The following is a 12861-nucleotide window of genomic DNA, read 5'->3' as shown; positions in this document are numbered from 1 at the left end:
CGTGCCAGCCTCAGACTTCAAGGCTCGTCCCTTACGTGTTCATGACCATGCGCTTATCGTTCAAAACCCTGTGTCTGCTTGCACCCTGGCTTCTGGTTCCGGCCCTGGCCGAGGCGGCGGACCCGGTGATCACCTGGCCCAGCGGCTGGCAGATCGAAGAGTTGCCACAGGCGCAAGAACAACCGGCCAAGGTATTCCGTCAGCGCGCGGTGAAGAACGATGCCGGCGGCACGCCGCTGATGGTCATGGAGTTGACCATGACTCAAGTTGAAAGCGGACATCAGGTCAATCTGCAGGCGGTCTTGCTGGAAATGCGCAAGTCGGTGCAGAAGGACTTCGGGCGCAGCGGTTATCAAAGTGTATGCACGCGTATTCATGACACGACATTGAGTCGTCTGGTGGCGCTGGAAACCACTTGCACCATTACCGAAAACGGCCGTCATGTGTTGTCGCAAACACTGGTGGCGGCTGTCGATGGCGATAAGGCCTATGTTTTGTCTTATGCCGGACAGGCTGCGATTTATGCCGAAAGCCAAGAGGAAATCCGCGGGGTGCGAAGTAGCCTGAAACTTTAGTGGAGCGGGGCGATTGTCCTACGTCGATCGGCGTGGTTCGCGCCTTTGAACTAAGTACAAAGTTGTAGGATCAAGCAGGGGGATTGGTAGGCAGGTGCAGTTCCGACTGGGTGTTTATGGCCGCTCAGGCAATCTAGGGGTTGCAACTTATTCGATTTCGAAACAAAGAGCCTTGGCTTAAAGGTAAAGACCCTGCATTGGCAGGGTCTTTTATATACATCGGTTGCTTAACCGCGCAGCCAGGAATCTACAGTGGCGGCGCCGTACTGTTCTTTCCAGGCTTTAAGGCCACGGTGATTGCCGCCCTTGGTTTCGATCAACTCGCCGGTGTGCGGGTTCTGGTAAACCTTGACCACGCGTGCACGACGGGTTTTCGGCGCGCCCGAGAGCGGCAGAGCGGATTTGCCCGGATTAGGATCGAGAATGGCGATAATGTCGCGCAGGCTTTTGCCGTAGGTCTTCATCAGGCCCTGGAGCTTTTCTTCGAACTCGATTTCTTTCTTGAGTCCGGCGTCGTTCTTCAGGGATTCCAGCTGGGCGAGCTGTTCTTGAAGGGCCTTTTCTGCTGCACGAAATTCAGCGAGTCTGGACAATATCTTTACTCCAATAGTGTATTTGGCTGATACCAACCGCAAACAAAGCTATAAGCCAAGAGCCTTAGAACGACTCGATTATAATGGCCCACCTGTGAATCTTGTACAGGCTTGAAAAATTGTAGTAGTTAATCTGGCGCAAGTAAATCACGTCGTTGTTGATGCACGCAATTTGTCATCTTCTGATTCAAATTGGTGCGCGAAACAATTACCGAGTTCAATAAATCTTCATGAAAAATGGCTATTTAGTGGCGCGCCAGTGCTTGTAGGAATTCTTCCCCGGGCATTGGCCTGCCGAATAAGTAGCCCTGCAGGAAGTCGACGCCGTGGGCGGCCAGATAGTCCTGTTGTTCCACTGTTTCTACGCCCTCGGCGACTATCCCCAGTTCGAGCTTGCCCGAGAGTTCGATGATGCTGTCGAGTATGTGCCGGGACAGGGCATCGACTCCAATCATGGCCACGAAGCTCTGGTCGATCTTCAGGTAGTCGACATTGAACTTGCGCAAGTAACCCAGGCTTGAATGGCCGGTACCGAAGTCGTCGATGGCGATCATTACCCCCAACTTGTGCAGTTCCTCGAATAGGCTGTGGGTGATCGCGGTCGGTTCTATCAGTTCGCGTTCGGTCAGTTCCAGGACCAGTCTTACCTTGCCTGGCGGGAACATGCCGAGAAACTGCCGGCAGTCCTCCAGCAACTCCAGGTCCTGGCAATGGCTGGCAGTGATATTGATACCGATATGAAAGTCGTCGATGAAGGCCGGGGCGTGGGGCGCCAGCAGCAGGGCGGTCTGCTGCATCAGCGAACGGGTCATGGGCACGATCAGGCCGGAGTGCTCGGCGAAGGGAATGAACAGGTCCGGACGCACCAGGCCTTCCCGGGGATGTTTCCAGCGCATCAGCACTTCGATGCCGGCCCACTGTTTCGTGTCGCCGCGCACCACGGGCTGGAAGTACGGGATGAACTCCGCCGCTTCCAGGGCGCGCTGCAGTTCATGGCTGGGCGACGACGAGCGTTTTTGCAGCCAGTGGCCAAGGGCCGCCGCCAGCGCCCCGAAGAAGATCAGCAGGCTGAACAGGGCAGGGTACTGGGACTTCATGTAGAGCCAGATATCGCCTTCGGGGAACCCCGCATTGACGCTGTAGGGGTAGCGCGAAGAGGCCATCTGATAAGGGGTGACCGGGGGCGGCGGAGCGATGGATTCATGGACCTGGCCATCGTCGGCCAGCCAGTAGGGGCCGACTTGCAGTTGCAGTTCGGCAAAGCGGCTGATCAGGCGCAAGGCGTTGCTCAGGTGATAGCCGTCGATGGTGGCCAGGACCGCGCGTTCACCCTCTTGCAGGCGATAGACCAGCAGCGCGGTATTGGGCGTGACCTGATTGCCGTCCATCAACCACAACTTGCCGTCGACATAGTCCGCCGGGTCCAGTAGGAACGAGGATTGGCCGAGCAGCGAGCTGCAGTAATTGTCATTGCGCCACACCAGATTGGTCGAGCGTACGAACGGGCGGCGGGTCACCTGTTCGCGCAGGGCCAGTTGCCGGAAGTCGTCGCAGGGCTGGCCGACTTGCGCCATCAGTGCCCGGGCGGCGAGGTCGGCGTTATCGAGCATCAGGTCGAACTGGCGGATCGCTTCCTCGGCAGTCTGCTGGCTGCTGTGAGTCAGCGCGCGCTCGGCCTGCATATAAAGGATCGCCACGCCCAGCACCACCGGCAGTAAGCCGATCAGCAGGGTTCGCAGGTTGCGGGTGGAGCGTTTCAACGGGCCTTTGGCGGTCAACGGCATGGAGGAAAAACCTGTGGCGAAGTGGGGGCCAGAGAACGCTCAAAAGCCGCTGGGCGGTATGGCGGCAGGTCCGGCGGCATCCGGTCCATGGGCATGATAGACGGCGCCTCCGGGTTGCGCTCAGTCACCGCGATACAGACTCCGTGCCTGCTCGATAAAGGCCAGGGTCGCTGGTGACGCTTGCCGCCGGTCCAGCACCGCCAGCCCTACCTGGCGCCGGGCGGGAGGTGACAGCGGCTTGATCTGATAGCGCGGGTCGCTGGCCTCGGGCAGCGACAATTGTGCGACCAGGGTCAGGGCCTCGCCGCGGGCCACGGTCTCCAGGGTGCTGAGCAGTTGCGAGCTGCGATAGCGGATGTTGGGGCTGAGCCTGGCCGCGACGAACAGCCGGGAAACCAGCTCGGCGGAACCGGCCTCGGTGAGGATGAACGGGTCGTCGCACAGCTCGGCGAGACTCACCGAGTCCTTGCTGGCCAGCCCATGCTGGCTGGGGATCAGCGCCACCATCTGGTCTTCCACCAGGGCGAAGCAATCGAAGCGTTCCTGGGGCAGTACCACGAAACCGATATCGATGCGCCGTTCCTCCAGCCATTGCAGTACCTGGCGGTCGGGGCCTTCGTCGATGTGCACCTCGATACCGGGATGAGCCGCGCGGTAATGCTGGAGGATTGCCGGCAGCAGTTTCATCGACGAAGTCGGGCCGAACGAGCCGATGCGCAAGGTGCCGCGTTTCATACCGCGGGCGTCGGCGGCTTCCTGTTCCATGGTGGCGGCCAGGCCGAGGATGGCGCGGGCCCGCAGCAACAATTGCTGGCCGATGTCGGTGAGTTCCACCAGCGACTGATGCCGGCGGATCAGCTCGACCCCTAACTCCTGCTCCAGGGACTTGAGCGCGTGGGACACCGCGGACTGGCTGATGCCCAGCCGGCTGGCGGCGCTGGTGAAACCGCGCAGCTCGGCCACCAGGGAGAAGATCTGCAGTTGGCTCAGGGTCATGAGTAAAAGCTCATTTTACGATGATCAGGCATTAGTCGAAGAATACCCGAACCTTCCTTTATCCGCGCCTCGGGGCCTTATGAAAACTGTCGATCAAACCTGTGCCGGGCCTTCCGATTGGCCGGTGTATTGCAAACTGGCGGCGGTCACCATGATCTGGGGCGGCACTTTCGTCGCCGGGCGCCTGTTGGCCGGCACCCTGGAGCCTTTGCTGGCCGCCAGCCTGCGCTTTCTCCTGGCCAGCCTGGCCTTGCTGCTGGTCATGGCGATCGCCCGGATTGCCCTGGTGCGCCCGAGCCTGGCGCAGTTCGCCCAGCTGGCGCTGCTGGGGTTTTTCGGGATCTTTTTCTACAACCTGTGTTTCTTCGAGGGCCTGCAGTCGATCAATGCCTCGCGTGCCTCGTTAATCGTCGCCCTCAATCCGGCGGTGATCGCCCTGGCATCCTGGGCGCTGTTCAAGGAGCGCTTGAGTGGCGCCAAGCTGTTCGGCATTGCCTTGTGCCTGGGTGGAGCGGGGGTGGTGATCCTCAGTCGCGATCCGGGGGCCTTGTCCAGCGGGTCGGGCAGTTGGCGCGGGGACCTGCTGATTTTCGGCTGTGTTCTGGGCTGGGGCGTCTATTCGTTGTTTTCGCGCACCCTGAACCAGACCCTGGGCCCGTTGCAGACCGTGACCTATTCGATCCTGCTGGGCACGGCAATGCTCTGCAGCATCGCGGCCCTGCGCGGCGAGGTACGGTTCGAAGCGCTGGCGAGCCTGACCCTGGAGCAGGGCCTGAGCCTGCTGTACCTCGGCGTGCTGGGTTCGGCCCTGGCTTACATCTGGTATTACGACGGCCTGCGCAAGATCGGCGCGACCCGCTCGGGGGTGTTTATCGCGCTCAATCCGCTGACCGCGGTGATCCTCGGCGCGCTGCTGCTGGACGAGCGTCTGAGCCTGGCCATGTGCCTGGGCGGCGGGCTGATCCTGTGGGGCATTTACCAGTGCAACAAACCCCTTGCGAGCCTGGAAAAAAAGCGGATTTTATAGAGAGTGCGGACAAACAGTTTTACGCTGTGTAGAATCTGGTTACGCATACAATAATAAAGTCTTCTGGCAGCAGAAGCCTCGCCCCCCAGCCGGTAAGACAAGGGTCGACATGAAGATTCTCGGGTTTCAACTGATTTACGGTGATTTCCTCGCGCGCAGCGTGCGGGGCATCTCTTGCGCGCCACCTGCCTGCCTCAGCATTGCCAGCCACTGACGATCCGTTAATTCCAAAAGCAATGATGAGGCGCCAAACCATGGCAGATATCTTCGAAAACCCGATGGGCCTGATGGGCTTTGAATTCATCGAATTCGCATCGCCGACCCCCAATACCCTCGAGCCGATCTTCGAGATCATGGGTTTCAGCAAAGTCGCGACCCATAGGTCCAAAGACGTGCACCTGTATCGCCAGGGTGCGATCAACCTGATCCTCAACAACGAGCCCCACAGCGTCGCTTCGTACTTCGCCGCCGAGCACGGTCCGTCGGTGTGCGGCATGGCGTTCCGCGTCAAGGATTCGCAAAAGGCCTACAAGCGTGCCCTGGAACTCGGCGCCCAGCCGATCCACATCGAAACCGGCCCGATGGAGCTGAACCTGCCGGCGATCAAAGGCATCGGCGGCGCGCCGCTGTACCTGATCGACCGCTTCGGCGAAGGCAGCTCGATCTATGACATCGACTTCGTGTTCCTGGAAGGCGTCGACCGTCATCCAAAAGGCGCCGGCCTGAAGATCATCGACCACCTGACCCACAACGTGTACCGCGGGCGCATGGCTTACTGGGCCGGCTTCTACGAGAAGCTGTTCAACTTCCGCGAGATCCGTTACTTCGACATCAAGGGCGAATACACCGGCCTGACTTCCAAGGCCATGACCGCGCCCGATGGCATGATCCGCATCCCGCTGAACGAAGAGTCGTCCAAGGGCGCCGGGCAGATCGAAGAGTTCCTGATGCAGTTCAACGGCGAGGGCATCCAGCACGTGGCCTTCCTCACCGACGACCTGATCAAGACCTGGGATCAGTTGAAGAAGATCGGCATGCGCTTCATGACCGCGCCACCGGATACCTACTACGAAATGCTCGAAGGCCGCCTGCCGAACCACGGTGAGCCGGTGAACGAGCTGCAGTCGCGGGGCATCCTGCTGGACGGCTCCTCGGAAAAGGGCGACAAGCGCCTGCTGCTGCAGATCTTCTCGGAAACCCTGATGGGCCCGGTGTTCTTCGAATTCATCCAGCGTAAAGGCGACGATGGTTTCGGCGAAGGCAATTTCAAGGCGCTGTTCGAATCGATCGAGCGCGACCAGGTCCGTCGTGGCGTGCTCTCCACCGACTAAGTCGCGGCCTGCCTGACAATCGAGCCCGGTCGGGGCATTCTCGACCGGGCTTTTTCTTGCCTGTCGGTTGGCGATTGTGAATGTGTTAATGTTCGGCCTTTGTGACGCTCCGCGTCGCCATCCAGCCCTGTGAACGACCCGCACATGACCAACCCAAGACCTTCCCTGACATTGACCCTGCTCCAGGCCCGCGAAGCGGCCATGGCGTTTTTTCGCCCATCCCTCAACCAGCACGACCTGACCGAGCAGCAGTGGCGGGTGATCCGCATCCTGCGCCAGAACGGCGAACTGGAAAGTCATCAACTGGCGAAAATGGCCTGCATCCTGCCGCCGAGCATGACCGGCGTGCTGACCCGCCTGGAGCGCGACGAATACGTCAGCCGACGCAAATCCCCCGAGGACCAGCGCCGGCTGTTCATCACCCTGACGGAAAAGGGCGAGGCCTGTTTCGAGTCCATGAGCGGCGACATGGAAATCAACTACCAGCGCATCCAGCAGCAGTTCGGCGAGGAGAAGATGCAGGCCTTGCTGGCCCTGCTCAACGAACTGAAGCAGATCAAGCCCTGACCCATCTTCCGTAGGAGCGAGGCTTGCCCGCGATGCCGACAACTCGGAGCAACAGGTGATCCGCGTCGCATTCATCGCGAGCAAGCTTCGCTCCTACAACAGCAACAGCCGCATCAGCTTCTGCGCTGACGCATCAAGTGCTTGAACCCCTCGTACACCAGCACCAGCACCGCCAGCCAGATCGGCAGGTAGGTCAGCCATTCCCCGGCCTTGATGCTTTCCCCCAGCAGCAGGGCCACGGCCAGCAGCAACACCGGTTCGACATAGCTCAACAAGCCGAACAGGCTGAAGGGCAGCAGACGGCTGGCGATGATATAGGCCACCAGCGCCGAAGCACTGATCAACCCCAGCAACGGAATCAGCAGGTACAGCCAGGGGTGTTGATCGACCACGGCAAAACCCTGCTCGCCGCCTTGCACGAACCACAGCGCGATCGGCAACAGCAGGGCCATATCGAGCCACAGGCCGCCCAGGTTGTCGGCGGCCAGGTGTTTGCGCAGCACGAAATAGACGGGATAACCGATGGCCACCACGAGCGTCGCCCAGGAAAAACTGCCCACCTGATACAACTCGTTGAGCACCCCCAGGGTCGCCAGGCCGGCGGCGATCTTCTGCAGCCGCGACAGCTGTTCGCCATAGACGATGCGCCCGGTCAGGACCATGGTCAGCGGCAGCAAAAAATACCCCAGCGACACATCCAGGCTGTAGCCATTCAACGGTGCCCACATGAACAGCCACAGCTGCACCCCGAGCAGCGCCGCGGACAGCGGCAGCGCCAGCAGCAGAAGCGGTTGGCCCAGCAGTCTCTTGAGGATGGCGCCGACATGCCGCCATTCGCCGCTCACCAGCATGAATACCGTCATGCATGGGGCGGTAAGCAGCATGCGCCAGCCGAAAATCTCCACCCCGGTCAGCGGGGCCAGCAAGGAGGTGTAGAAATACATGACGGCAAACAGCACCGACGCCAAGACCGATAGAGCAATACCTTTAGACAAGCTGTCCTCGTGTGACCTGAACCAGGCAAATGGGATGGAGGGAAAAACTGCGGGGAATATAGAGGGTTTGGCGCGAGACGTTTACTCGGATTTATCGCAAGTTACGGGAAAATATCCCGTTTGCCGCCACTGACCGGCAGCGCGGCAGCAGGTGGCCCGCGGAAGGGGCCACCGCTGTGGGGGAGGTCAGCGCGGCGTGCGTCCGGAGACGAAGTGGCTGACGTCGTTGAAGCCCGGGGTCGAGGCATGCCCCGGAGTGACCAGCGAATCGATGAAGGCTTCATCCTCGGCGCTGATCTTCACGTCCAGCGCCTTGGTGTAGGCGTCCCACTGTTCCTCGGTGCGCGGGCCGACGATCGCTGAGCTGACCGCGGCATTGTTCAGCACCCAGGCGATGGCGAACTCGACCATGCCGACCCCGCGCCCCTGGGTGTACTGCTGGATCTGCTGGGCGATGCGCAGCGACTCGACGCGCCATTCGGTTTCCAGGATGCGTTTGTCCTGGCGCCCGGCGCGGCTGTTGCTGTCGGGGGCGACATCCGGCGCGTACTTGCCGCTGAGCACGCCACGGGCCAGCGGGCTGTAGGGCACCACGCCGAGCCCGTAGGCCTGGGCCGCGGTGATCTGTTCGGTCTCGGCCTGGCGGTTGACGATGTTGTACAGCGGTTGGCTGATCACCGGCCGGTCGACGCCGATCCGGTCGGCGACGCGGATCACCTCGGCGATGCGCCAGCCGCGGTAGTTGGACAGGCCCCAGTAGCGGATCTTGCCCTGGCGCAGCAGGTCGCCGATGGCCGACACCGTGACTTCCAGCGGCGTGTTGTGGTCTTCGCGGTGCAGGTAGTAGATGTCGATGTAATCGGTGCCCAGGCGGGTCAGGCTGGCGTCGATGCCATTGAACATGTGCTTGCGGCTCAGGCCGCTGCGGTTGGGCACGCCATCGACGGGGCCGAAACCGACCTTGGTCGCCAGCACCCATTGGTCACGCTGGCTGGCGATGGCTTCGCCGACGATCTCTTCGGAGCGGCCGCTGGTGTAGACGTCGGCGGTGTCGATGAAATTGATGCCCTGGTCCCAGGCCTTGTCGATGATGCGCAGGGAGTCCTCGGTACTGGTCTGTTCGCCGAACATCATGGTGCCGAGGGTCAGGGGGGACACGTGCAGCCCGGAATGGCCGAGGATGCGATAGCTCATGTACGAAATCCTTGTGCGTGAGGTAAGGCCGGCGCGACAACGGCCAGCGACCGGTCATGGGACGCCCATCAAATACCAGAACGGGCGTAGGGGGCAATCTGAATTATCCGGCCAGCAGCTGGCAGCGGGCCTGCAAAAAGCGTTGCAGCACCTTCACCCGTTCCGAGACCTGCAAACGGTGCGGGCACAGCAGGTTGAGCGGCACGCTTTCGCCTTGCCAGTCGCCGAGCAGGGGTATCAGGCGCCCGGCGCGGATATCGCTGGCCACATCCAGCCAGGCCTTGTAGGCGATGCCATGGCCGGCCAGGGCCCAGCGCCGCGCCACTTCACCGTCGTCGCTGAGGTAGTCGCCGCGCACCTGGACCTCCTGCACCTCGCCGTCGCGGCTGAAATGCCAGCTGTTGTAGGGGCGACCGTTGCGCAGATAGATCAGGGCACTGTGCTCGCCCAGTTCGGCGGGTGTCTGCGGGGTGCCGTGGCGCGCCAGGTAATCGGGGCTGGCACAAGCCAGCCGGTGATGCCGCGGCAGGATCGGCAGGGCCACCAGGCTGGAATCGCTGGGCACGCCGAAGCGCAGGGCGACGTCGACGGTCTCGCGGAACAGGTCGCTGTGCCGGTCGTTGAGCAACAGTTGCAGGCGGATATGCGGGTGTTCGCGCTTGAAGTCGTCCAGCCAGGGCAGCAGCAGGTTGCGCCCGAAGTCCGACGGCGCCGCCAGTTGCAGCACGCCGCTGAGGCCCTGGCTCTGTTGCTTCAACGCCTGTTCGCCCTCCGCCAGGGCCGCCAGCGCCACGCGCACGCTGTCCAGGTAGCGCCGGCCTTCTTCGGTAAGGCGCATGCTGCGGGTCGAACGCGCCAGCAAGCGCATGCCCAGGCGGGTTTCCAGGCGCTTGAGGGCGATGCTGGCGGCGGCGGGGGTCAACTCCAGGCTGCGGGCGGCGGCGGAAATGCTGCCGGAATCGGCGGTGCGGACGAAGACTTCAAGGTCGAGAATCGAGCTCATTGCTAAAAATCCTTTAAAGATCCTTGCGTTTTACCGGGATTTTTCCTCGATTATCAAGCTGAGAATATGCAGTCACTTCCATCGCACCAGGGTGACCCCATGAAAACGCTCAGTACGTTCTTGCCGGATCGCACCGCCGTCATCGGTGGCGGAGGTGTGTCATGACCTGGCACTTCGACCATCTGGCCTTCAACACCGCCGAGGGCGATGCCTTGCAGCAGGCATTCCAGGCCCTGCTCGGGCTGCAGGCTGGACGGCGCCCGCCGTTTCCCTTTCCCGGACGCTGGCTGTACCAGGACGGGCAGGCGCTGGTGCATGTGATCGAGCAACCGACTTTCGCCGAGACCGCGCTCAGCCATATCGCCTTCAGGACCGAGGAGGATGCCGCGCATCTATTGCAGCGGGTCCAGGCCAGCGGCTTGCCGCATCAGGTGGCGCAAGTACCGCAGGACGGCACCTGGCAGATTTTCGTGCGGATGCCGGGTGGCCTGGTACTGGAACTGGATGCACCGGCGAGCCCCGACCTGCATCCGAGGTATCGCTATGTGGCGGATGGCGGCGCGCCGGCCTGAAACATGGCCACGCCAATACGGGGGGCGCAAGCATCTGGTCCGTCAGCGCAGAAGCCGAAACTGTAGCCGCTGCCACAGGCTGCGATCGAGGCCGCAGGACTCGCCATCAGCCATGACGCGGTCTGTCAGCAAAACGGCTTCTCTCCGGTCACGGCTGCTTCGCACGGAGTGCCGCCCAAACCGATCGCAGCCTGCGGTAGCGGCTACAGGTGAATGCCTTGAAGCGCGGCGACCCCGATGGCCGGGGCCGCCGGCAATTCAGGCCGAATGCAACTGGTAGCGCACCGCATAACCGCTCAGGCGCTGCTCCAGGGCCGCGCGGCGGGTGGCGTCCAGGCCGGGCACATGGATATCCACCCGTTGCCCGTGGCGATCGTCGCTGACGGCTTCGACGCGGATGCCCTCGGCAACCTGCCGCACCTCGTCTTCGAACACCCGGCGAATGGCGTCCAGGCGCAGGGCCGGCTTGAAGGTCTTGCCCACGGCCGTCAAGGGGATCTGCTCGAGCAGCCAGACGTCCTTGGGTAGCGCGGCCCGTTCATGGATATGCCGCGCGGCGTGCTCCAGCAATTCGGCCGGGGCGGCGCTGGCGCCAGCCTTGAGCTGGACGTACACCACCGGCAGCTCGCCGGCCTTGATGTCCGGCTTGCCCACCGCCGCGGCCATGGCCACGGCCGGATGGCGGTGCAGGGCTTCTTCGATCATCTGCGGGTCGATGTTGTGGCCGCCGCGGATGATCAGGTCCTTGCTGCGCCCGGTCAGCCAGATGTAGCCGTCCCGGTCGATGCGCCCCAGATCGCCGGTGTTGAACCAGCCGCCGTCGAGCCACATGCCCTGGTTCTTGTCGGCCTGCAGATAACCCTTGAACACCGTCGGCCCGCGCAGGCAGACGTTGCCGGGTTCGTCGGTGGCGGCGTCGCGCAGGTAATGGCCGTCGCTGTCGAGCACGGCGATCTTGACCTCGCAGTACGGCAGGCGCAGGCCGATGGAGCCGGGGCGGCGTTCGCCGTCCTGGGGGTTGCAACTGGTGGCACAGGTGCCTTCGGTGAGGCCGTAGCCTTCGATGATCTTCAGCCCCGAACGCGCTTCGAACTGACGGATCAGTTCCACCGGCATGGGCGCGGCGCCACACACGGCAAAACGCAGGCTGGAGACATCGATGCCGTCATTGGGCACTTGCAGCAAGGCGGCATAGATGGTCGGTACGCCGCTGAAACAGCTGACCCGATAACGCTCCACCAACTGCCAGAAATCCTTGATCAGGGTCGGGTTGCGGTAGCCCTGGGGGCCGGCCAGCAGCACCCGGGCACCGCGGTGGAAGGCGGACAGGCCGGTGACCATCACCCCGTTGACATGGAACAGCGGCAGCCCGCAGAGCAGCACATCGCTGCTGTCGTAGTCGCCGTGCAGGCTGATGATCTCGGCCATCGCCACTTCATTGAGGTGGCTGTGGGGCGCCAGTTTCGGTGTGCCGGTGGTACCGCCGGTGTGGAAGTACGAGGCAATGTCGTCCGGCTGGATCACCCGGCCGCTTTCCAGGTGGTCGGCGGGGCAGGCGGCCAGCAGGCTGTCGAAGTCCAGCACGCCTTCCGGCATCGCCGGGCGCTGACTCTTGATCGCGCTGCGTTGCGGCTCGGGCAGCAGGTTGGCCAGGTCGATGGTGACGATGGCCTCCAGCTCCGGCAGGCGTTCGCGCAGGTTGGCGACCTTTTGCCAGAGGTCGGTGCCGGGGAAGGGCGCCAGGGTCACCAGCACCGTGGTGCGCGAGGCGCGGACCAGTTCGGCGATGTGCGCAGGCTCCAGCAGCGGGTTGATGGCGTTGACGATCCCGGCGGCCTCGCCGCCCCAGATCACGTAATGGGTCTGCGGCAGGTTGGGCAGCAGGAACGACACCGCCTTGCCCGGGCGGATGCCCAGCCGGTGCAGGGCGTTGGCGGTACGGGTGACCTGGGCGAACAACTCGGCGTAGCCGATGTTCCAGGGCTGGTCCTGGATGCTGCCCTGGGGCAGGAAGGTCAGGGCGGTGCGCTCGCCGAAACGGCTGGCCGAGCGTTGCAACAGTTCATAGGTGCTGGCGGGAAGATTGCGCTGGGCCAGGGGCTGTTGTTGTTCGAGGGCTTGGATATCGCTGAGGCGGGCGAGGGAGGTGGGCGCGGTCATGATCGTGTGGGTCTTCCTTCGGTAAGGTCTGCGAGGGAGTCATCAATCGATCCAGCCAATGGAA

General features: G+C 62.5%; 12 protein-coding genes. 5 read left to right on the top strand and 7 right to left on the bottom strand.

Translation table 11 applies throughout. The annotated features are described in order from the left end of the window. Positions 1–47 precede the first annotated feature (47 nt). Positions 48–575, top strand: coding sequence for a DUF4946 domain-containing protein (locus C4K27_RS17665; protein ID WP_053261603.1), 528 nt, complete (start codon positions 48–50; stop codon positions 573–575). A 227-nt stretch (positions 576–802) separates the two neighbouring features. Here the strand turns inward: C4K27_RS17665 and C4K27_RS17660 are convergent, their stop codons facing one another. The 3 genes from C4K27_RS17660 to C4K27_RS17650 form a co-directional block, all read right to left on the bottom strand. Next, positions 803–1168 carry a histone-like nucleoid-structuring protein, MvaT/MvaU family gene (locus C4K27_RS17660; RefSeq protein WP_007921761.1) on the bottom strand — a complete coding sequence of 122 codons (366 nt, stop codon included), beginning with the start codon at positions 1166–1168 and terminating at the stop codon, positions 803–805. 245 nt (positions 1169–1413) lie between these two features. Continuing rightward, positions 1414–2952 carry an EAL domain-containing protein gene (locus C4K27_RS17655; RefSeq protein ID WP_053261491.1) on the bottom strand — a complete coding sequence of 513 codons (1539 nt, stop codon included), beginning with the start codon at positions 2950–2952 and terminating at the stop codon, positions 1414–1416. 120 nt (positions 2953–3072) lie between these two features. Further along, positions 3073–3948 (bottom strand): LysR family transcriptional regulator, encoded by an 876-nt coding sequence (locus C4K27_RS17650; RefSeq protein ID WP_053261490.1) that lies wholly within the window; start codon positions 3946–3948, stop codon positions 3073–3075. Between the two features lie 79 nt (positions 3949–4027). Between C4K27_RS17650 and C4K27_RS17645 the strand changes: the two genes are divergently transcribed. The 3 genes from C4K27_RS17645 (at position 4028) to hpaR (ending at position 6873) form a co-directional block, all read left to right on the top strand. Further along, complete coding sequence (locus C4K27_RS17645) at positions 4028–4975, top strand: DMT family transporter (RefSeq protein WP_053261489.1); 948 nt, start codon at positions 4028–4030, stop codon at positions 4973–4975. A gap of 254 nt (positions 4976–5229) precedes the next feature. Continuing rightward, positions 5230–6306: a 4-hydroxyphenylpyruvate dioxygenase gene (gene hppD / locus C4K27_RS17640; RefSeq protein WP_053261488.1), complete on the top strand. Its 1077-nt coding sequence runs from the start codon at positions 5230–5232 to the stop codon at positions 6304–6306. Positions 6307–6450: 144 nt separating this feature from the next. Beyond that, on the top strand, positions 6451–6873 hold the full coding sequence (gene hpaR / locus C4K27_RS17635) for a homoprotocatechuate degradation operon regulator HpaR (protein ID WP_007921772.1): 423 nt from the start codon (positions 6451–6453) through the stop codon (positions 6871–6873). Positions 6874–6986: 113 nt separating this feature from the next. On the opposite strand, the gene rarD is transcribed toward hpaR, so the two are convergent. From rarD to C4K27_RS17620, 3 genes are all read right to left on the bottom strand, one after another. Beyond that, complete coding sequence (gene rarD, locus C4K27_RS17630; RefSeq protein ID WP_053261487.1) at positions 6987–7868, bottom strand: EamA family transporter RarD; 882 nt, start codon at positions 7866–7868, stop codon at positions 6987–6989. Positions 7869–8054: 186 nt separating this feature from the next. Continuing rightward, the gene (locus tag C4K27_RS17625) at positions 8055–9062 is read right to left on the bottom strand and encodes an aldo/keto reductase (protein ID WP_053261486.1); all 1008 of its coding nucleotides are present in this window, start codon (positions 9060–9062) and stop codon (positions 8055–8057) included. 103 nt (positions 9063–9165) lie between these two features. Next, positions 9166–10065, bottom strand: a complete 900-nt coding sequence (locus tag C4K27_RS17620; RefSeq protein WP_053261485.1) for a LysR family transcriptional regulator — start codon at positions 10063–10065, stop codon at positions 9166–9168. A 161-nt stretch (positions 10066–10226) separates the two neighbouring features. Between C4K27_RS17620 and C4K27_RS17615 the strand changes: the two genes are divergently transcribed. Next, entirely contained in the window at positions 10227–10637 is a 411-nt protein-coding gene (locus C4K27_RS17615; protein WP_053261484.1) for a VOC family protein, read from the top strand. Between the two features lie 258 nt (positions 10638–10895). On the opposite strand, the gene C4K27_RS17610 is transcribed toward C4K27_RS17615, so the two are convergent. Then, positions 10896–12797 (bottom strand): acyl-CoA synthetase, encoded by a 1902-nt coding sequence (locus C4K27_RS17610; protein WP_053261483.1) that lies wholly within the window; start codon positions 12795–12797, stop codon positions 10896–10898. Positions 12798–12861 lie beyond the last annotated feature (64 nt).

The organism is Pseudomonas chlororaphis subsp. chlororaphis (assembly GCF_003945765.1).
Lineage (GTDB): Bacteria > Pseudomonadota > Gammaproteobacteria > Pseudomonadales > Pseudomonadaceae > Aquipseudomonas > Aquipseudomonas chlororaphis.
Note: the sequence above shows the minus strand (reverse complement) of the source record. Positions and strands in the feature narration are given on the sequence as shown.